20 protein-coding genes are annotated in these 20,221 nt (G+C 66.2%); 7 read left to right on the forward strand and 13 right to left on the reverse strand.

Features of this window, described 5'->3' with window-relative positions; genetic code table 11:
• The first annotated feature begins 16 nt into the window (after positions 1–16).
• A complete protein-coding gene (locus DB31_RS22515; RefSeq protein WP_157232108.1) occupies positions 17–532 on the forward strand; it encodes a metallophosphoesterase family protein in 516 nt (171 codons plus the stop codon).
• Here DB31_RS22515 and DB31_RS22520 read toward each other — a convergent pair.
• From DB31_RS22520 to DB31_RS22555, 8 genes are all read right to left on the reverse strand, one after another.
• Positions 522–1,058 (reverse strand): GNAT family N-acetyltransferase, encoded by a 537-nt coding sequence (locus tag DB31_RS22520; RefSeq protein ID WP_044191230.1) that lies wholly within the window; start codon positions 1,056–1,058, stop codon positions 522–524. The genes DB31_RS22515 and DB31_RS22520 overlap by 11 nt on opposite strands.
• 46 nt (positions 1,059–1,104) lie before the next feature.
• Positions 1,105–2,709 (reverse strand): sensor histidine kinase, encoded by a 1,605-nt coding sequence (locus DB31_RS22525; protein ID WP_044191231.1) that lies wholly within the window; start codon positions 2,707–2,709, stop codon positions 1,105–1,107.
• A 33-nt stretch (positions 2,710–2,742) separates the two neighbouring features.
• A complete protein-coding gene (locus DB31_RS22530; RefSeq protein ID WP_044191232.1) occupies positions 2,743–3,402 on the reverse strand; it encodes a hypothetical protein in 660 nt (219 codons plus the stop codon).
• A 13-nt stretch (positions 3,403–3,415) separates the two neighbouring features.
• Positions 3,416–4,153: a hypothetical protein gene (locus tag DB31_RS22535; RefSeq protein ID WP_044191233.1), complete on the reverse strand. Its 738-nt coding sequence runs from the start codon at positions 4,151–4,153 to the stop codon at positions 3,416–3,418.
• Positions 4,154–4,168: 15 nt separating this feature from the next.
• Positions 4,169–4,777 carry a hypothetical protein gene (locus tag DB31_RS22540; RefSeq protein WP_044191234.1) on the reverse strand — a complete coding sequence of 203 codons (609 nt, stop codon included), beginning with the start codon at positions 4,775–4,777 and terminating at the stop codon, positions 4,169–4,171.
• A gap of 183 nt (positions 4,778–4,960) precedes the next feature.
• Positions 4,961–5,218, reverse strand: coding sequence for a winged helix-turn-helix domain-containing protein (locus DB31_RS22545; RefSeq protein WP_169787087.1), 258 nt, complete (start codon positions 5,216–5,218; stop codon positions 4,961–4,963).
• A 420-nt stretch (positions 5,219–5,638) separates the two neighbouring features.
• Positions 5,639–6,799 carry a PD-(D/E)XK nuclease family protein gene (locus DB31_RS22550; protein WP_157232109.1) on the reverse strand — a complete coding sequence of 387 codons (1,161 nt, stop codon included), beginning with the start codon at positions 6,797–6,799 and terminating at the stop codon, positions 5,639–5,641.
• Positions 6,799–9,204, reverse strand: coding sequence for a UvrD-helicase domain-containing protein (locus tag DB31_RS22555; RefSeq protein ID WP_240486825.1), 2,406 nt, complete (start codon positions 9,202–9,204; stop codon positions 6,799–6,801). The genes DB31_RS22550 and DB31_RS22555 overlap by 1 nt, the downstream gene beginning before the upstream one ends.
• Positions 9,205–9,346: 142 nt before the next feature.
• Here DB31_RS22555 and DB31_RS22560 point away from each other — a divergent pair, with 142 nt between their 5' ends.
• The 3 genes from DB31_RS22560 to DB31_RS22570 all read left to right on the forward strand — a co-directional run bounded on the left by DB31_RS22560 (position 9,347) and on the right by DB31_RS22570 (position 11,437).
• On the forward strand, positions 9,347–10,210 hold the full coding sequence (locus tag DB31_RS22560) for a DMT family transporter (RefSeq protein WP_205628549.1): 864 nt from the start codon (positions 9,347–9,349) through the stop codon (positions 10,208–10,210).
• Between the two features lie 71 nt (positions 10,211–10,281).
• Entirely contained in the window at positions 10,282–10,839 is a 558-nt protein-coding gene (locus DB31_RS22565; protein WP_044191237.1) for a hypothetical protein, read from the forward strand.
• A gap of 16 nt (positions 10,840–10,855) precedes the next feature.
• On the forward strand, positions 10,856–11,437 hold the full coding sequence (locus DB31_RS22570) for a tRNA-uridine aminocarboxypropyltransferase (protein WP_044191238.1): 582 nt from the start codon (positions 10,856–10,858) through the stop codon (positions 11,435–11,437).
• A 15-nt stretch (positions 11,438–11,452) separates the two neighbouring features.
• Here DB31_RS22570 and DB31_RS22575 read toward each other — a convergent pair whose 3' ends face one another.
• The 5 genes from DB31_RS22575 to DB31_RS50610 form a co-directional block, all read right to left on the reverse strand.
• A complete protein-coding gene (locus DB31_RS22575) occupies positions 11,453–12,862 on the reverse strand; it encodes a protein-disulfide reductase DsbD family protein (RefSeq protein WP_240486826.1) in 1,410 nt (469 codons plus the stop codon).
• 57 nt (positions 12,863–12,919) lie between these two features.
• The gene (locus DB31_RS22580; protein WP_044191240.1) at positions 12,920–14,710 is read right to left on the reverse strand and encodes an SPFH domain-containing protein; all 1,791 of its coding nucleotides are present in this window, start codon (positions 14,708–14,710) and stop codon (positions 12,920–12,922) included.
• A gap of 207 nt (positions 14,711–14,917) precedes the next feature.
• Positions 14,918–15,061 (reverse strand): hypothetical protein, encoded by a 144-nt coding sequence (locus DB31_RS50605; protein ID WP_240486827.1) that lies wholly within the window; start codon positions 15,059–15,061, stop codon positions 14,918–14,920.
• Between the two features lie 434 nt (positions 15,062–15,495).
• The gene (locus DB31_RS46735) at positions 15,496–16,149 is read right to left on the reverse strand and encodes an FHA domain-containing protein (RefSeq protein WP_075306134.1); all 654 of its coding nucleotides are present in this window, start codon (positions 16,147–16,149) and stop codon (positions 15,496–15,498) included.
• A gap of 56 nt (positions 16,150–16,205) precedes the next feature.
• On the reverse strand, positions 16,206–16,721 hold the full coding sequence (locus DB31_RS50610; RefSeq protein WP_240486830.1) for a hypothetical protein: 516 nt from the start codon (positions 16,719–16,721) through the stop codon (positions 16,206–16,208).
• A gap of 1,213 nt (positions 16,722–17,934) precedes the next feature.
• Here DB31_RS50610 and DB31_RS22595 point away from each other — a divergent pair.
• The 3 genes from DB31_RS22595 to DB31_RS22605 are packed head-to-tail and all read left to right on the forward strand — an operon-like array spanning position 17,935 to position 20,155.
• Positions 17,935–19,296 carry an IscS subfamily cysteine desulfurase gene (locus DB31_RS22595; protein ID WP_044191241.1) on the forward strand — a complete coding sequence of 454 codons (1,362 nt, stop codon included), beginning with the start codon at positions 17,935–17,937 and terminating at the stop codon, positions 19,294–19,296.
• Between the two features lie 9 nt (positions 19,297–19,305).
• A complete protein-coding gene (gene iscU, locus DB31_RS22600) occupies positions 19,306–19,713 on the forward strand; it encodes a Fe-S cluster assembly scaffold IscU (RefSeq protein WP_044191242.1) in 408 nt (135 codons plus the stop codon).
• A gap of 37 nt (positions 19,714–19,750) precedes the next feature.
• A complete protein-coding gene (locus tag DB31_RS22605; RefSeq protein ID WP_044191243.1) occupies positions 19,751–20,155 on the forward strand; it encodes a HesB/IscA family protein in 405 nt (134 codons plus the stop codon).
• Positions 20,156–20,221: the final 66 nt, after the last annotated feature.

Consider the following 20,221-nt stretch of genomic DNA (forward strand, 5'->3'; position numbering starts at 1 on the left):
AATCCAGGGCGTCGCCGTGGGTAACCCGAACGTAACGAGCACGGCCGCTCCCAGACTGCTCGCGAGGGACCTCTTCTCGGATCCGAGCGCGAATATGCGCGGCGCCTCGGGGGATGTGAGAAGCGTCTGGAACGCTTTCGCTTCCCAGTTCCGCTGGGTGGCGGGCGTGGCGGGCAACCACGACACCTTCGGCACGTCTCGCGAGCGCGAACGGTTCCTCCAGCAGCCCGGCCTCTACCTGATGGACGGCGAGGTGCATGAGGTGGATGGGCTTCGGCTCGGCGGCGTCAGCGGCATCATTGGCCGGACGGACAAGCCAGGGCGGCGCGCCGAAGCGGATCAACTGAAGCGCATCCAGGGCGTGCTGCGCCAGGAGCCAGAGGTCCTCGTCCTGCACGAAGGCCCCGACTTTCCTCCAGGGGACCTCCGAGACAACTCCGCCATTCGTGAAGCCGTCGAAGCACGGGAAGAACTGCTCGTCGTCTGTGTGCTCAACGTCGACGCTCGCGCCGTGCTCCTGGTCAAGGCCTGACCGCGTTGCTGGCTTTGCTTCGGTGCAGGCCGTAGATGCGCAGTTCGAGCCCATGGAACGCCCATGTGCGCTCGAACGTCTCGCCCAGCCGCTCGGCGACGCGGATGGAGAGAGCGTTCTCCGGGTGAATGACGCTGATGAGGTGGTCCACGCCCAGGACTCGAAACGCGGCGTTGATGGAGGCTCGGCCTGCCTCGCTCGCGAAGCCCCGTCCCCAGCACGCCCGGTGCAGCATCCATCCCACTTCGAGCTCTGGCCATCCCTCGGGCTTCCAGAGCCCCACCCGGCCGATCAGCTTCCCCGAGGCCTTCTCCTCGACGGCCCACATGCCGTAGCCCCGGAGCTGCCAGTGCCCCAAGTGGGTGGCGATGACACGCCACGTTCCCGCCCGGTCCAGCGGCTTGAACTCGCCGATGAAGCGCATCACCTCCGGGTCCGCGCAGATCTCCGCGAACGCGTCGAGATCCGACTCCCGGAACTGCCGGAGGATGAGACGCTCCGTCTCCATTTCCAGCGGCATCGCCATGGCGTTCTCCCTATGTCCTGCGTGAACCCCGTCGCCGACGGGGTGCTCAGTCTCGGGCCGCGACGGCCATCACCGTCTGGGCCTTTGGCAGCTCCACGTCGAAGCGGGCCCCTCCGGTTTCCGCGCGCCCGGCGGTGATTCGCCCGCTGTGCCGCTCCACGATTCCCCGCGCAATGGCCAGCCCCAGCCCCGTCCCCGGTCTCGGTCCCTCGCGCTTTCGGCCCGTCACGAACGGCTGGAACAAGCGTGGCAACAGCTCGGGTGCGATGCCCGGCCCATTGTCCTCGACCACCACTCGCACCCGTTCTCCCTCCTGGGAGCACGTCACTCGCAGCTTCTGGGATGGCACCTCCCGCAGCGCCAGCAATGCGTTCTCGAAGAGCACCACCAGCACCTGGGACAGCTGTGCTTGATCTGCTTCCAGCTCGATCGCCTCTCCGTCCGGCTGCTCGAAAACCACCTCCGGCGCCAACGCTCCCAGTCCCTGCCGCGCTGTCGAGTACGCCAGCGCCACCGTGGCCCGCAGATCCACCTTGCGCAGCTCCAGCGGCCTCGGGCGGCCGTAGCGGAGGAGCTCGCCCACGAAGTGGCTCGCTCGATCAATCTGCTCTCTCATCGCCGCGATGGCCTCGGGATCCGTCCCCTTGCGCTCCAGCAGCTTCAGGTGCGCCCCAAGCACCCCCAGCGGGTTGCGCACCTCGTGGGCCACCGCCGACGTGAACTGTCCCAGCTCCGCCAGCCGCGCCGCCTGGTCCGCCCGCTCCTCCTGCTTCACCAGCTCCTCGGCCAGCTCGCTCGCCGCCGCGCGGCCCTTGATCAGCCGCCGGCCGAGCCACTCCTGGAAGCCTTGCCGCACCGGCTCGAAGGCCAACGCCGCCAGCGCCAGCAGGAAGAACGCTCCCACCCGGTACTCCCTGAGGTAGGGCTCTCCGCTCCCCGCCATCAGCGTCAACACCCCGAACAGGAACCCCGCTGACAGCACCGCCGCCAGCGCCGAGTACAACAGGCTGCGCTCCAGCAGCCGCCGCTCACTCTCCGCCTGGAGCCCGCCAATCACCTGCGCCAACACCAGCAGCCCGCCCAACACCAGGTACATGCCGAACGGCAGCGCGTACCCTCCCGAGAGCAACGTCGCGTTCGTGATGCCTCCCAAGTAGGTGAGCACCCCGGCGATGCCCACTCCTCGCATCAAGGGCCGCCGCTCGGGAGGTGCCACCCGGTACTCGCGCACCAGGTGCACCAGCGGCACCGTCATCGCCACCACCGCCAGGCCCATCGCCGGCCAAAACAGGGGGCCTCGGGTCATCGCCAACGGCCCGTAGAGGACATTGGGCTCCACCACGCCCAGCACCGTGAGCCCCAGCGCCACGAAGTACGCGAAGACCACCAGCCGGTACGAGCGCTGCCCCGTCACGTTGTACGCCGCGTGGAGAAAGCCCGCGGCCGTGAACGTTCCCACTGACACGAGGCGCTCGCCCAGCCACGCCGTGCGCGGCATGCACAGCATCAGCAGCGTGCCGCTCCAGGCCGCCACCGTCAGGCAGTACAAGGCCAGCCCTCGCGCGTTCCGCGCACGCAGCGAGGCGGTGAAGCACAGCAGCAGCGCCACCGAGAGCACTGGCACGAGGCTGTAGGCGAAGAGGGGCCCCATTTCCCGGCCACTTTGACAGAACCCGCGCCGGTGTCAGCCCGCCGCGAGCAGCCCCTCCGTCACTTCCTCCACGCTCGAGGCCACCGACTGGAGCAGCTCCACCAGCTCCGCGTCCGGCCGCCCCGCGAACTTCAAGAGCTGCAGCCGCGAGCCCATTTCCTCCAACTGCAACACCACCCGCTCCAGGTCCGCCGCCGTCCGCTCCCGCATCGCCACCAGCCGCTCCATGTTGCGCAGCCGCGCCTGGACGCTCTGCACCCGCGCGTCCTCCGGTGGCAGCCCGCGCCGCGCCAGCGACTCCAGCTGCTCGGAGGCCGCCGCCCGATCGAACTCGGGCGTGGCCAACAGCCTGTCCATCTCCGCCACCCGCGCCTCCATCTTCCCCACCGCGTCCACCAGCCCGCGCAACCGCGCCACCTCGGGGCGCAGCACGTCCGCCGCGAGCCCCTCCACCTGGCTCAGCGCCCCCACCAGCCGCTCCCTCGCGGCCCGGGCCGGAGGCGTCACCGCGGCCGTGGGACTGGCGCGCGCCGGAGCCAGCAGGAACGGCGCGTACACGGGCCAGAAGAACACGCCGCTCACGAAGGTGACGGCCCGCTCGCCGGGGCTTCGGCCCTCGGCCCGGAGCACGAGCGCCACCGCCACCACACCGCCCAGCAGCAAATACAGGATGCAGGTCTCGACGACGCCCATGGCCAAGCCCTCCTCACAGGTATGCGCCGAGCGCCTCGCCCAGCCGGTACAGCGCCACCGGCGCCACCACGCTGTAGACGCCGCCCCAGCACAGCACGAGCCGCTTCAGGAAGTTGCCCCGCCGCTTGTGGGTGATGGGCAAGTGCTCGGCCAAGTCACAGAAGCCCCGGTACACGGCCCGGATGCCCCACAGCCCCACGCCGAACGGCAGGCACAGGCCCGCGAAGAGCGCGGTGCCCGGCTCGTCGAACACGCCCACCACCGTCCCCAGCAGCCACGCCGCGTAGAACGGGAGCACGCCCAGCAGCAGCACGGACATGGTCGCCTGGGCTCGCAGCGCCTGCGCCGTCACCACCCGGAACGAGGCGTCCAGCCCCGACAGCTGCGTATAGAAGTAGAAGGACGGCAGGCAGATGCACAGCGCCCCGAGGAAGGCGCCTATCAACGCCAGCGGCATCCACACCACTGGGTTCCCCGCCTGGTACCAGGCCAGCGAGGTGTCCGGCTCGAACATCCCTGCGGCCAGTCCCAGCACCACTCCATGAATGGTGAGCCCCAGCACCGAGAGCGCGAGGAGCTTCTGAATCACTTCGGGCAGCCCCGCCTCGTCTCGCATCAGGCGGTGGAGGCGCGTCTCTCCGCGCAGGATGAGATCGAACATCCCCGGCACAGGCCCGGGACTGGGCACGGGGTCCGGCTTGAGCTCGGGAGCTGGGAGCACAGGAACATCGAGGGTCGAAGCAGCGTCCATGGCAGCCTCCAGCGCTCAGGCGTCGAAGTGGAAGAGGGAGAAGAGCGTCATCAGCTCCGCGCCGATGACACCCACCAGGGCCAGCCAGAGCGTGGCGTAGGCGCGGCTGCGCTCGGGCTCGAGCGCCTTCATGGTCCGCAGGAATACGTCCACCATGCACACGCCCACGCCCGCGAACACGGTGAGGTTCACCGCCAGCCGCACGAGGCCGTACGGGAGCGCCAGCCCGAAGAACCAGGTGATGGGGATGCTCGCCAAGAGCGCCAGCGAGCCGAAGCTCACCGTGGAGAGCGCCGCCAGCAGTGTGGTGGACGCGTCCAGCTTCGAGCCCAGCGCCGAGTTGAGGATGTAGAGCGCCGGCAGCGCGAGCGTCCACGCCAGCCCCGCAGCCACCGGGGCCTTGAGCAGCCCCGCCAGCATCCCGCCCCAGCCCTCGTGCAGCCTCATCACCAGCCCGTAAGCGGCGATGCCCAGCACCGCGCACATCAACAGCACGGGGAAGACAATCGGGTTCGGGCCAGGGGCCAGTCGGCGATCCCTCCAGCGCGTGGTAAACTCCTCGGGTCGGCGCAGCGCCACGCCCACCTCGTGGAGGGCGGTGCTCAAATCACGGCTCAGGCTCATGGGGTGTTCCTCCTCTGCCTCACCCCCTGAGCACCCGCCGTGCCATGAGCCCCAGGGCCTCGAATCACGGGGTTGGCGCCGCCGCTGTCACCGCCGTTGACGGTGGATGACACCGCGCTTGACGCCTGCACGCCCCGCCACCAGGGAGACAGAAGCGGACCGGCGGATCGCCTCTGTTCCCGTTCACATCCGGACATTCTGGTCCAAGCCATCCCGGCTAATGCCGCTCAGGGGTAGCGACTCGGATGGGGGGCTGCCGCGCCTGCGGATGCGGCGCAGCAGGCCGACGGCCTCAGGCCAGCCGAAGCCATGGCGCCGCAGCACCTCGCCCCCCCAGTCAAGGCTGATGTGTACGCCCGCGTGCTGCTCGAGGTGCACGGCAAGACGCGCGCACGTCCAGCGCGCGAAGGCGTAGCCCTGCTGTCGCGGGTCTCTCTCCATGGCCTTGAGGAGCAACTCCACCGCCGTAGATGTCAGCGGGACGGTCGACCCGGATGTGGACGGGCCTCCAGCAACTGGCCACCCTCTTGGCGCCACCTTCGGCGCCATGCGTGCACCGCCCGAGGAATGCCCCCAGGGTTTTACCCACCTAGCCAGCGCTCTGGCCGCCGGCCAACAACAGAAGGGCTGAAGCGCGCGGTGCCACTCCCTGCTGCTCGTGCGGCGGACCAGTCCTGCCAGGGAGCGCTGCTCCCCCGGCAGTCAGATGCACTACTTGGCCGGACCTCCTTCGGCGTACGCTGCTCACCACTGTCGCAGCGTACCCCTAAACGAAATTACTTCGCTTGGCTTAGCTGCCCCTCCTTTGCCTCTCTGCACCAGCCCACCGCCCAGTAAGAGTGCTCCCATTCCGCCTATACTTTAAGGCGCGCTCGGCGCGGGCGGCAGATAGTTCTGTGTCGAGCGAGCGGATGCAGGCGAAGGACAGAAGTGACGGAAGTCACAGGCATCGCACGTCGCATCGTCTCCACCGGCAGGCCAGTGGGCAACTATCGTCCCGTGCTGCGCTTCACGTGCGACGCACGACTCGATGTTGACGACGACGTTATCGAAAGCGCCAACGGCGGCATCGATGCTCGGCTGGGTGATGGGGACAATCCGGATCGCCCGCTGCAACCTGAAGGCCGCCGAGAATGAGGGAACGGCGGCCCCAGGGCGCCATGTCCGCAGTTGATAATCGTCCGGCGAGCCCGAAAGAGGCCGTACATCCGTGCGCCCCTGGTTGACCTCTCGCTGGAGCTGACTGATTCCCGACGGAGCGAGCTCGTTGATGTAGAGCAGAACTCCCGCCACGACAGGAGCGGCGCCCGGCTGCCGGGACCGGAGCCAGGCGTACATCTGCAATTGCCAGTCGCCTTGGGTCCAGTACTCATCATCCAGGGCGGGCCGCCGCGAGCCTTTGTAGTCGACGATGATCTCAGCGCCAGCAGGCAGGTTCGGCACGGCGGCACGGACCGCGTTGCAGATCATATTATTCGTCGTGGCGGTCACCGTCACGGACGACAGCACGTCCATGATTCCGTGAAGCTCGTACATCTGGGCGCGCGCCCGTGCCCCTTGCGGCATGGTGAGCGAGCGCGTACCGATGACCCGCTCCTCCGCGGAACGGATGAGCGGGAACAGCTCGGGACCGATCTCGTTGACCGCCCGCTCGGCCCGTTCGTACGCGGACTCGCGCAAGTTCCTGCTTCGTGGGCTCTTTCCCGCTGCGGCGAGCGTTGCCTCGACCAGGTCCCCGATTGTGCCAATATCGTTCGCGGCACGGTTCGGAGCTGGGCTGGTGTTATAGGGAGTCGGCGTACAGGGCCAGGGGAAGGGCGGGTGGCTGGCTAGCCAGGTCCGGTACGCCGTCTCCATCACGCCGTGGATGAACTCGCCGAACCACATCTGGACAGGTCGGGAGGGCGGTAGAGCGCTGCCGTTTTGATAGCGGTACTGTAGCCCGCACCTCATGAATGAGAGCAGATCTCCCGTAAGCGAGTAGTTGGGAACGAGCTCGGGCTCTCGGCGTTGTTGAAGCATCAGATCAGCTCCAGCGGGATGTTGTTCGCCTGCGGAGGATGGCGTCGGCCCGAGTACGGAGTCCTCCAGGCCCAGGTGCCGTCGGCCCTCCAGAAGGTGGCGGTATGGCGGATGCTCGTCGAGTACTGCAGGCAGGTGTCCAGGCCAACGAGAAGCAACGCGGACTGAGGCCGACTGTAGGCGACATAGTAGAGACGGATCAGATCATCGAAGGTGCGTTGCAGGGCGGTGCGTTGCAAACGGAGCGTGCCAACGGAGCAGGGCTGGGACAGATCATCCTCCAGGTGAGTGACATTGCTCGGCTGGTCGGGGAATCGCCGGAACCGGGTCTTCGCATGGTTGGTCTTGAAGTCCGAGCCGACGTCCACGATGACCAGGGGAAACTCAAGCCCCTTGGCTTGATGGATTGTCATCATCGCGAAGCGATCCCGGGGTATGCTTGGCATGATCTCTTCATCGACGTCGATCGAACTCTCGGCGATGGGAGCGAAGATGTCTCGTAGGGCGTTCTCCACGCTGATGCGATCGTGCTGCCCTGAACCGTGAAGCACCAACGCGCGGTAGGGCGAGAACGTCGCCGATTGCGAGATGGCGCGGGTCACCGCCTCCAAGTGCACCTGCCCCTCGGGGTCATCGCGCAGGCTTGGGAACCAAGCAAGGAGCGTGAAACAGAGCTCTAGGATCGGCCACTCACGCGGCCACGGTTTGCCAGACTGAGACTGACGGCGCCCCCAGGCCATGACGAAGGCAGACAGGTCATGTGGTTGCACTGGCGGAGGGTTCGTGCCGGCATACTGAGTGTAGGCGACGCGAAATGAGCCCAGATACTGCTGGGCCTCGCCGCGCAGGCGCATTGTGCTCTGCAACGCCGATCCAGGATCTAGGCACTCCAGCATCGCTCCCAACAACTGCTGGATCACGGGAATGTCGCGGAGCGCTTGCCCTCGTGGGTTGAAAACGCCGACGTTCCTTGAGGCCAACTCCCGCCGAAGCTGATGAGGAAGCCGGGCCCGGGGAGTCGAGCCCATGAACCCCGAGGTGAACTCGTTCACGGAGTGCGCTAGGAGCACAGCATCGCCGAAGTCTCCTCCCTGAGGTGCTTTGGCTACGGTCACCGGCCCCATGGCTCCGCTAACGACACGTCCATTTCCACGGAACACGTCATGGAGGAAGGCAGCGAGGTGCGTCGCCAGTGTCGGGACATCTGACCGGAACATGCCCAGCACCCGCGCTCCGTTGGAAGGGAGATGGGCCTGTATCGCCGGTTTGGGAGGCTGGACGCGTGCGGGCGAGAAGTCAGGATCGTTAACGATGAAGGAGTTGAAGAAGGAGACGATCTCGGGCGTGGAGCGGTAGTTCGCGATGAGATCCAGTCGCTGCGCGGCGACGTTGGGCACCACGGTGGCGAGCCGCGTCCGAAAATCCCGGAAGAGTTCCACTGTGGCGCCGCGGAACCGGTACAGGGACTGATCGTCATCACCCACAACCGACAGGGACGCGTTGGATCGCCGGAAGAGCTCGAAGTAGATGCTCTCTTGGAGGAGGTTGGTGTCCTGGTACTCGTCCACAAGAATGGCACGGACGACATCCGTGAAGCGCGCAAGGCGTCCAGTCCGTAGCCGCTCAAGAAAGGCCTGCTCAAGTAGGGCGAAGTCCAGGCGGTTGGTGTCCCGCAGGTGCTGCACATAGGCGCCATATCCCCGGACCAGCAGGGCGCGGGCCCCGGTGTGCGTCGGCAGTGTCTGGAAGGTGGGGAGGTCGATGATGTCGTGCGCGAAGCGATCGAAGATCGGGCGCACGCTGCGGATGAGTTCCCCCACATTCCCCGGGGCAGTGCCGTCAAAAGTGAAGTTCGCGAGGTAGCCGGCGACTGCGGGATCGATCGTACCGGTGTTGTAGACCGTGTTGGTGAGGCCGCGGCGGTGCATGAGCGCATCCGCCGCGAACCCCTCGAGCAGGGCGGGAGCAGGGTCCGTGGCCACGCGCAGCGTGCGCAACGCGTCCTCACACAAACTGTCGAGAGTTCCCGTCACGAAACGGTTGACGTCAACTTGGGCTAGGTGAGGTTGCAGTTGGGAAGGACCGTGCTGCCGCAGATAGCCCACCAACTGGAGCCCCCACTCGATGAGCCGGGTGCGAATCTCCGCCGCAGCCTTCTTCGTGAACGTGGTAAGCAGCACATGCTCGGGCAGAAGACCGTCGACGATGACGAGCCGGAGTGCCCGGAGCACAAGCACGGTTGTCTTACCGCTGCCTGGACCCGCGACAATCTGAAGAGGCGTCGCGGGAGGGTGGAGAATGCACGCCTCCTGCTGTGCATCCGGTGCGGGAAGACGGCCTGGCTGTGGCCGGAACCGGGGAATCGCGAAGCGGATGGCAGGGATGAAGTCTGTGATGGGCAGCAAGGCAGGAGATCGGCGTGAGAGGTGCGCGAAGGCACGGAAGTCGTCCTGATTATGACACACTCAGGCAGGCAACCACTGAGTCTAATTAGTCTGCGCTCCCGCTCGGGGCCGCCAGCCCCGTGCAGCCAGGAGTTCACGTCCCGTGCGGTACTTCATCATGGTCGCAGCCGGAGCCGCCCTCTGGGGCTTCTGGCCGCTCTTCCTGCACCCGGCTGGCCTCTCCGGTGTCCAGAACGCGTTTCTCGCCATGGCCACCATGGCGTTGATCTCGCCCTTCCTCCTGCGGCGCGAGTCCCTGAAGGACCGACGGGCCACGCGGGCGCTCGTCCTCATGGGGGTGGCGGACGCCCTCAACGTGGCCCTCGTCTTCGCCGCCGTGAAGCGTGGCCCCGTGGCCATCGCCATCCTCACGCACTACCTGGCGCCCCTGCTGGTGGCGCTGACGGCGCCCTGGGTCATCCGCGAGCGCCGCTCCCTGCGGGCCCTCATCGGCGCTCCCCTCACCTCACTGGGCCTGGGCATGCTCATCTGGAAGCCGGGCGAGGACTTCTCCGGGTGGACGGCGGTGCTCGGCGGCGCCAGCGCCATCTTCTTCGCCGCCACCGTCTTCTGCGCGAAGGAGGCCGCGCGGGCCTGGTCTCCCATCGCCGTCACCTCCGTTCACTCCGCAGTGGGCGCGCTCACCCTGCTGATCCTCTTCAGGGGCAGCGCCCTGCCTCCCATCGAGGTGCCCGTGCTGTGGGTGCTCGCGGGCGGCGTGGTGAGCGGGCTGATCGGCAACGTCCTCTTCAACCAGGGCATGCGGCACATCCCCACCTCCACCACGGGCGCGCTCACCTACCTGGAGCCCCTCACCGCCACCGTGCTCGGGTGGCTCGTCTTCCACGAGGCGCTCGGCCTCTGGGGCCTGCTGGGAGGAATCCTCGTCCTGACCGTGGGGGTCTGGGTCGCAACGGAGCCCCGCACCTTGGGTTCGCCTTTACCATCAATTTCTGGTACTCCTTGAATCCCGAAGCTCCCTGTTATGTAGTATTAGAGGGTTTATTCTAGGAGACCCTCTCTTCCACGTCGTGCCGTATGGAACCCTCCGTCGACAGCCGGGACTATCGCGTCCTCTTCTTCTGCCCCGCCTCCCACGCCCGTGTGGAGCGCATCGAGGCGCCCGTCCGTCGGCTGCTGTCTCGCATCCAGGCGCCTCCGGCGGATCTGGTGCAGCTCGAGGAGGCCGGCACGCTGAACGAGGCCGGGTGGAAGGTCTTCATGGTGCGCTCGATCGGTGAGCGCTCCGCAGCCCACGCGCTGGCGGCGTACGTGAGCGAGGTGACGTGCTCGCTCGCCGCGGAGCTGGATGCGGAGGTGCTCGGGCTCTACATCGACGTGACGGGAGACTCGGCGCGCATCTGCCGGTGTGGCCCGGAGGACGGGCCGGAGACGTTCGCGGGCCGCCGCCACGTGGCGCTGGGCCGCACCGCTGAGTGGCTCGAGGTGTCGCCGGCCGCTCTCTCGGCCCTCTTCCAGGTGGACATGCCGGACGACTACGAGCCGGACGCCGAAGACAGGTACGTGGAGCAGAAGCTGCGCGAGGCCCGCGAGTTCATGGAGCAGTACCGGCGGGGGAACAAGATCAGCACATGAGGTACATGCTTCGGGCATGAGGTCTCGTACCCCGCCGGATCTCGCGGGCCGCTGCCCGCGGTGTTACCTGCCCACGCGGCTGTGCCTGTGCGCGCAGGTGCCGCAGTTGGACACGCGCACCGAGTTCCTCGTCATCCGGCACAACAAGGAGAAGGAGAAGTCCACCAACACGGTGCGGGTGGCGGCGCTCGCGCTGGTGCGCTGTCAGGTGCTCACGTACGGGGCGCCCGGCGAGCGGTTCGACGCCTCGGTGCTCGAGAGCCCCGACACCTGGCTGCTCTTCCCGGACACGCAGCCGCCCGAGCCCCAGGCGCCTCCGCCCAAGCGGCTCATCGTGTTGGATGGGAACTGGGGACAGGCGCGCCGCATGGTCCAGCGCCTGCCCGCGCTGCGGAAGATGCCGGGCCTGGCGCTGCCTCCTCCTCCGCCAAACACGCGCCGGCTGCGCCGCCCGCCCAACCCGGACGGCATGTCCACGCTGGAGGCCATGGCCGGAGCCGTGGCGCTGCTTGAGGGCGAGGAGCTAGCCCGGCAGCTCTACGCGCTGCACGAGCTGATGATCGACCGGGTGATGGAGAGCCGCGGGCGGCTCGGGTAGCAGCGGCCGGGAGGCTCAGCGGACCTTCTTGAGCTCCTCGGCGAACGGCCGGGGCTCCAGGAAGCCGGTGACGCGGGGGTTCTTGAGAATCTCTCCGCCGGAGGACACGAAGGCCACGGTGGGCAGCCCCTGCACGCCGAAGCGCTCCATGAGCACATCGAGCGCGTCCTCGCTGTTAGTCGCGTCGATCTTGATGTTGAAGAAGCGCTCCGACTCGGAGATGACCTCGGGGGCCGGGTAGGTCTCCCGGTCCAGCTCCTTACAGGCCGCGCACCAGTCCGCGAAGAAGTCGATCATCACCGGCTTGCCGGCGGCGCGCGCCGAGGCGAGGGCCTTCTCGAACTCCTCGGTCGAGAAGGTGGCCTGCTTGGCGGGCATGACATGGTGCCATTCAAAGGTCGGCGCCTTGGGCAGCTCCATCCAGCCGAGCTTCACCCAGAGGGCTCCAGCGGGAGTGGTGTCCATCACACCGATGCGGACGGTGATGGCGATCACGACGAGGGCCACGCCCACGGCCTTGATGACGAACTCGCGCGATCCGGACTTGAACGAGAGGTGAATGGCGCCCACGAGCACGCCCAGCGCCGCGAACGCCCCCGCGAGGAGCGCGCCCGGCGTGCGCCCGAGCTGCGCCGCCGCCGCCTTCACCGTGTCGCGGGCCCACGGGAACGCATCCCGCAGGTAAGAGATGGCAAGCGCTACCAGGACGATGCCCAGCACGCTCTTCACCCACTCCATCCACACGCCGCCGCGAGGCAGGCGCACGGTGAAGACGCCGATGAGGAAGAAGGGCACGCCGATGCCCAGCGCGTAGACAAAGAGGAGCGCCGCGCCCAGGCCGGTGTTCGCCGTCTTCGCCACGAACGCGAGCAGGCCGGTGAGCACGGGGCCGGTGCACGGCGCTGCGAGGAACCCGGACACGCTGCCCATGAGGAACGCGCCCGCCACGCCCGCGCCTCCCACGGTGGTCAGCCGCTGCTGCATGCTCGAAGGGAGCGCCAGCTCGAAGGCGCCGAACATGGAGGTGGCAAGCACCAGGAGGAACACCGCCAACCCCGTCACCACGGCAGGGTTGCCCAGCATGGAACCGAAGGCCTGCCCCGTCTTGGCCGCCAGCACCCCGAGCGCGCTGAACACCACGCCCATGCCGATGATGTACGAGGACGTGAGGACCAGCGCCTTCGCCCGCCCCTCGGCCTTCCGAGCGCCGAAGACAGAGACGGTGATGGGAATGAGCGGGTAGACGCAAGGCGTCATCGCCGTGAGGAGGCCGCCGAGAAAAACGACAGCGGCCCCCGTCAGCAAGCTGCCGGAGGCCAGGAACTGCGTCGCATCCAGCCCGAGCCCTGGGCCGGTGGGCATGAGCCAGGGGACCACCACCACGGCGATGCCGCACACTGCGGCGAGAATCCCAACCTTCTTCACGGCTGACGTACCTCCTGTGCCTCCCGCCCTCCTTATATACGCCAGACCGAGGGCCGGTTACTGCGGCTGCTGGGCGGGGGTGGGAATCTTCAGGCCCGCAGAACGCGCGAGCCCCATCACCCCTTCCACCGCCGCGGCGATGTAGCCGAACGGATTGGCACCATCCACGGCGGTGACGTGGACCTCGCCCATCTTCTGTTGGAAGGCGGCCGCCACCTGGGGGAGCTGGTTGGCGAGCGTCATCTGGATGACCTCTGGGCTCAGCGTGTTCTCGATCTCGCGCATCGTCCGGGCGCGCTGGAGTTCCAGCTCCTGCGTCACGGTGAGCTTCTTCGTCTCGAACTCGGCGATGGCCAGCTCCGCCTCGGCGATGGCGCGGCGGGCCTGAGCCACCTGCACCTGGGCCTTGAGCCGCTCCACCTCCTGCATCGTCGTCGCCAGTTGGCCCTCGTGCCGGGCGGCAGCGGCCTCCTGCTCGTTCCGGATGCGCTCCATCTCGGCCTGCTGCTCCTGGCGCATGCGCTCCAGGGCGGCCTCGGCCTGCGTGACGGCCATCTGGCGCTCGTGGGCGAGTTGGGCCTCGGACAGGGCGCGGTCGTGGGCAAGCTTCGCCTCGGCCATGCGCGCCTCGCTGGCCAGTTGTTCCATCTTCGCGGCCTCATCGGCCTCCTCGCGGCGCTTGCGCAGCTCCAGCTCGGCGTTCAGCTTGCTGAGGGACAGCTCGCGCTCGGCGTTGGCCTGACCCTGCTTGAGGTTGCGCTCCTGGAGGAGCTTCGCCTCGGCCAACCGCGCCTCGGTGGCGAGCAACTCCAGCTTCGCGGACTCGTCGGCCTGCTGCTTGCGCTGGCGGACCTCGTATTCCGCGTTGAGCTTGCTCAGGGTGACTTCGCGCTCGGTGGCCACCTGCCCCTGCTTGAGGGCGCGCTCCTGGGCGAGCCGGGCCTCGGTGACACGGGCCTCGGAGGACAGCTCCTCGAGCCGGGCCTGCTCCTCGGTGACGGTGCGCTTCTGGCGGACCTCCTCGTCTGCGGCGAGCTTCGTCAGGGCGATGGCGCGCTCGGCCTCGGCCTCCTCGCGCCGGAGGAAGCGCTCCTTGGCCAGCTCCGCCTCGCGGGCCTGCCGCTCCTGCTCGCGGCGATAGCGGGCCTGCATGTTCTCGAAGACGGTGGAGCTGAGCACCCGGACGTCTTGAATCTCGATGGTGTCGATGACGACGCCCCAGCCGGCGTCCGTGCTGTCATCGAGTCGGCCGCGGCCAGAGACCACGGGGGCAATCTCTCGCATCAACTCGGTGGCGATGCCCTCCTTGCGCTTGGTGAGGCACTCCTCCACGGAGAGGTTGGCCACCAGGCGGCGGGCGGCACCGACGAACATCTCACGCAGCAGGCCCTGCAACTTCTCGGAGGCGCGCTCCGGGAAGGAGAAGTTCAGCATCCGGAACGCCACCAGCGGATCCACGATGCGGTACACCGCGAGGCCCGTCACTGACACGCCGACCTTCTCGCTCGTCACCTGGTCCGCGGTGAACTGGAGCCGCTGCACGCTGGTGGGGACGATGGCCACCGCGTCGCCGGGGAACTTGAAGCAGCTGGCGCCCTGGCCGGAGACCTCCCGGACGCGGCCGCGGCGCATGTGGATGAGGAACTCACTGGGGCGCGCGGTGATGAGGCCCCACTTCTTCATCTTCTCGGGGTCCTCCTCCGGCTTGCCAGCCCGCCAGCCATGCTCGTAGCGCGTGCCATTCAGGTCGTTGGAAGCCCCCTCGGACACCAACTGCATCCGCGTCTCGGTGCCGTTGACCCCATTGCTGCTGCCGCTCATCCGGTTCCGCTTCTCGCTGGCGCTCATGTGTTCGCCCTCCGTGCCGAGGCACAGTGCAGAGATGCGGCCAAGTCCCAGTTTACGTGGTTCCAGGCACTTACCGGATGCGGGTGTTCCAATCTGGAGCGGCTGCCTCGGAACAGGGCAGGAGCAGGCGCTCCAGACTGGAGCGATTCCGACAGGTTGAGCCAAGGTGGCCCATGGCAGTCTGTGAGTACCTCCTCTTACCCAGGACTACGGAGCAAAGGGGTAGCGCGCCAGGACCTTGCCCTCGGGGGAGACGGCGTACAGTTCTGCCCAATCCGTCTCAAGGCTGAAACCTTCAGGCACAACCCACCCGCACTTATCCATCCGCTGGTTGATGCGGACGATGTACATGCCTCCTCCTTCGCCTACGACAACCTCTAGTCCCTTGGGCGAGTAGCCGCACCCCTTGGAACCCTCCTTTTCGAACCGTGCCAACAGGGCCTGAAGGGCAGCATGCGCCGCCAGGACTGCAGGGGCATCCAGCGTCGTCAGCAGACGTACATCTTCGGGCCAGCGAACGCCCCCGGCGATGATGGGCTTGCGCGCAGGGACTCCTGCATTTGACCGTGAACTGACCGGTGAGACACCCTCCATTCCCGCGTCAGGGCTGGCCGGAGTCGTACCAGTGGTTCCTGCATCCAGTCCCCCAAGACTGGGCTGGGGAGTTCCTGCTCCGCCCCCTCCCAGGAGCGACAAGAGCAACAAGAACGGATGAAGTCTCATCAGGCGGCTGTCCTCATGCGAGGTTTTGATACCAATCGGCCAGTCCGATCAAGAAGCACCTTTCAACCTTTCCCAGACTCAATTCTTGCCCAGGCCTCATTCAACTCGCGAGTAATCTCCACAGCCAACTCCTTGAGTCTCGGCCCAAGCGAATCCACCTTATCCGGGTGATACATCAACAGCAGTTTATGATACGCTTTTTTAGCCTCAGCCTTGGGAGTTCCTTTAGGCACACCAAGAACATCCCAAGGTGTCCGAACTTTGCGCCGTTCCTTCTCATCATCAGCGGAGGCGGTGCTCGCCTTACCCTTCTTTTCATTACCAGTTTTCTTGTTACCGCTTCGAGACTGGCGAGTTCCTTCGCGCTCTTTATCACCGCGCGCTGAACGACCTCCCCTTGCCGCCTGTTCAGGCTCTGCATCTACCGAAAAAACGAGAACATACTTCCCGATCCAAACCTCATCCGAAGGCCTTAATGGTGTCCACGCGGTAACCCGCTTACCGTTCACATAGGTTCCATTGGTTGAGCCCGAGTCCCCCACCATCAACTTGCCTCCGGCAAAGAGCACTCGACAATGCTCCTTGGAGACATTGTTTTGCTTCAAGATCACATCATTCTCAGCAGCACGGCCAATCACAATCTCATGCCGCTGAAAGGCTCTCTCAATACTCCGTGCGCCTCCTATTGTCCCCACTCGGACGCGGATTCCGGACATATTCACCTCATCGCTTCATGCACCATGAACACTCTTTCTTCCACTCCGCCTTCGAATTACGGCGAATAGGGGTAGCGCGCCAGAACCTTGCCCTCGGGAGACACGGCGTACAGCTCGAACCAGTCCATCTCAGTGCTGAAACCGGGAGGAACCTTCCATCCGCACTTGTCCATTCGCTGCTCGATGCGAACAAGGTAAAGGCCGTCTCCTTCGCCTACGATCAGTTCCAAGCCTTTGGGGGAGTATCCACAGCCCGATTCCCCCTCCTTGGCAAAACGTGCCAAGAGGTGCTGCAACGCGGCATGGGCTGCCACAATCGCGGGGGCGTCCAATGTCGTCAGGACCTTAACGTCCTCTGGCCAGCGAATGCCTCCAGCAATCACGGGCCTACGCGCTCGGATCCCACCATCGAGGACCGTGCCGCTGGACGCTCCCCCACCGATTCCTCCCGCATCCCTCCCCTGCTCAGTAGCAATTCCACCATCCGCTCCTGTCTGCGGAGGCCTGGGGACCTCGGTTCCACCATCCGACAGGAGTGAAACAAGCAAGAGGATATAATGGGGCTTCAACATGAAAGTGCTCCAAGGGACTAACATCAATACCAATCCACTAAGCCAGGGGAGCAACTCGGAGGAAGAGCTTGATCGGGATAAAGAGCGATGGAGAAGTTGGGCGTGCATCTTGCTTGAAACATCCACTGCTGCTTGCCTTCATGCCACTTGAACACGTCGCCCGCTGAGTTCCACTTGTAGAAGCGCGGTTCATCCGCGTGCCCCGTGGCGAGCCAGGCCCAAGCCAATGCCCATTCCCCCTGGCTATCACTCACTCCCTTTCCTTCAGGAGTGACGCCGTATCCGACCATCACCCAACCGCCTTCGGGTGCTCTTGTGGCCGGAAACGTCAGCAGATCCCTGCTGCTCGCGAAGAGGCCACACGGGTGGTTGTGTGCGTAGCCAAAGACGGGCAAGCCCCTTCCGAAATCATCATCCTCCACTCCGCCAAAGGGCGGCTTGCACGCGTTCTTCTCTCCTACCAGCCTCCGGATGGGCCAAGACACGCGCCAGTCATGAGGTGTCTTGTAAGTCGATGGCCCCAGGCAAGGTCATCAAGGACTTGAGCATGGGCAGCACCAGATCATCCGGCACGGCCGTCGCGGCCGACAGCACAGCTGGGACATGGGGCCAAGGCCCACGCACGACCATCAGGTTCCTGTCGTTCTCCAGAACAGGCAATTCTCCCTGAACGTAGTAGAGCCGAGCACCGGTGCATGCCCCCATCAGGCACAGCACAAGTCCCCACAAAAACCCTGGGCGGCGATGAGGAGGGCTCTTTCGCCTGGGAAGTAGCACGGTGAGCGAGCCTATCTTCCGTTGACTGCTGGGCAAGAGGCTCCTGCGCGGCCCGTTCCCCCTTCTATCTCTCTGAGGTGCCCAAAAGCCCAGGTCCGCATGTTCGAACGTCCGGTGAGGCACCAAGCCTCCGTGCAGCGGCTGCACGAAACCAGGACGAAGCCCACGCATCCGTGCTTAGAGGGGAGAAAGTCACCCGGAGGTCAGGTCCACACATGTGGACCTGAAGCCCCCTGGAAGGTCCGGCGATGTGGACCTGAGCCCCCTCAGAGGTCCACATATGTGGACCTCCCACCGACGGACCCCTCAGGTCCATCCAGGGATGCACACGCAGCGGCCCTGATGTTCCCTTGACCGGGAGTGGCTCGCTTTAATATTAGACCGTTCTGGTCCACATTGGTGGGACAATGTAGGCCTGCGGGAAGGTTCGTCGAGAATGAAGCTGCCGATCTACATGGACAACCACGCCACCACGCCCCTGGACCCTCGGGTGCTGGAGGCCATGCTGCCTTACCTGCGCGAGGACTTCGGCAATGCCGCATCGCGTAACCACGCCTTCGGCTGGAAGGCCGAGGCAGCGGTGGAGAAGGCCCGCAAGCAGGTGGCCGAGCTGATCGGCGCGTCGGACAAGGAGATCGTCTTCACCTCCGGCGCCACCGAGTCCGACAACCTCGCCATCAAGGGCGTGCTCGAGTTCTACAAGGACAAGGGTGACCACATCATCACCCTGAAGACCGAGCACAAGGCCGTGCTGGACACGTGCAAGCGCCTGGAGCGCATCCGCCAGGAGCGTCTGGACGAGCTGAAGATGCTCCGCCTCTCGCAGCTGGCCGAGACGGACGTCACCCCGGACAACCTGGCCGAGCTGTCCGCCCGGTTCAACGTCGAGCAGGACGCGCAGTACCAGAAGTGGGCCTCGCGCCCCACCGGCGGCGCCCGCGTCACCTACCTGGACGTGGAGAAGGACGGCCGGGTGAGCATGGAGAAGCTCGCCGCCGCCATCACCGACAAGACGGTGCTGGTCTCCATCATGTTCGCCAACAACGAGATCGGCACCGTGCAGCCCATCGCGGAGATCGGCAAGCTGTGCCGCGAGAAGGGCGTGCTGTTCCACTGCGACGCCGTGCAGGGCATCGGCAAGCTGCCCTTCCACGTGGACGAGCTGAAGGTAGACCTCGTCTCCATCTCCGCCCACAAGATGTACGGCCCCAAGGGCGTGGGCGCGCTCTACGTGCGCCGCAAGCCACGCGTGCGCATCGCCCCCATCATCGACGGCGGCGGCCACGAGCGCGGCATGCGCTCCGGCACCCTGAACGTCTCGGCCATCGTGGGCTTCGGCCAGGCGGCGCAGATTGCCCGCGAGGAGCTGGCCGAGGAGTCCGCCCGCATCTTCCGCCTCCGCGAGAAGCTGCGCACCGGCATCATGAGCCAGCTGGACATGGTCACGGTCAACGGCTCGCTGGAGCACCGGCTGCCGGGCAACCTGAACCTCTCCTTCTCCTACGTGGAGGGTGAGGCGCTCATGATGTCCATCAAGGACGTGGCGGTGTCCTCGGGCTCCGCGTGCACGTCCGCTTCGCTCGAGCCCTCGTACGTCCTCCGGGCGTGCGGCGTCGAGGAGGACATGGCGCACAGCTCCATCCGGTTTGGAGTCGGACGGTTCAACACCGAGGAAGAGGTGGACTTCGTGGTCCGGCTCGTCGTGGACAAGGTCCGCAAGCTCCGCGACATGAGCCCCCTCTACGAGATGGCCAAAGAAGGCATCGACCTCAAGAGCATCGAGTGGACTGCACACTAAGGAATATCCATGGCTTACAGCGATAAGGTCATCGAGCACTACGAGAACCCCCGCAACGTGGGGACGCTGGACAAGAACGATCCCAACGTCGGCACCGGCCTGGTCGGCGCCCCGGCGTGCGGCGACGTCATGCGCCTGCAGCTGAAGATCACCGACGAGGGCATCATCGAGGACGCCAAGTTCAAGACGTTCGGCTGTGGCTCGGCCATCGCGTCGAGCTCCCTCGTGACGGAGTGGGTCAAGGGCAAGACGGTGGACCAGGCGATGACCATCTCCAACAAGGACGTGGCCAAGGAACTGTCGCTCCCGCCGGTGAAGATCCACTGCTCGGTGCTCGCCGAGGACGCCATCAAGGCGGCCATCGAGGACTTCAAGAAAAAGCGCCAGGAGCGGCAGACGAAGCAGTCCGCGTCCTGAGCTGGGCCCCGAAGCGCGGGCCAGGAGACGTAGCGTGATGAGCGAGCAGACGACCTCACAGACCCAGCAGCCCTCCGCGGCGTCTGCCCCTGCGCCGACCGGCAAGCCGGCAGGCAAGGGCATTATCCTCAGCGACGGCGCGGTGAAGCGGCTGCGCGTGCTGCTGGAGCAGCGCCAGACGCCCGAGGCGGGCCTGCGCCTGGCCGTCAAGGGAGGGGGCTGCTCGGGGCTGCAGTACGCCATGGAGTGGGCGGAGAAGCCGCGCGAGCGCGACAAGGTGTTCGAGCGCGACGGCGTCCGCGTCTTCGTCGATCCCAAGAGCTACCTGTACCTGATGGGCACGGAGCTCGTTTTCGAAGAGACCCTGATGGGCTCCGGCTTCAAGCTGCAGAACCCGAACGTGAAGGGCGCGTGCGGCTGCGGCGAGAGCTTCACCATCTAGCCCTCTGGCGCTCCCTGCCCAGGAGGGCGGCCAGGCCCCTCCTCCGCCGGCACCCTCCTCGTGCGT

The sequence above is a fragment of the Hyalangium minutum genome (assembly GCF_000737315.1).
GTDB lineage: Bacteria > Myxococcota > Myxococcia > Myxococcales > Myxococcaceae > Hyalangium > Hyalangium minutum.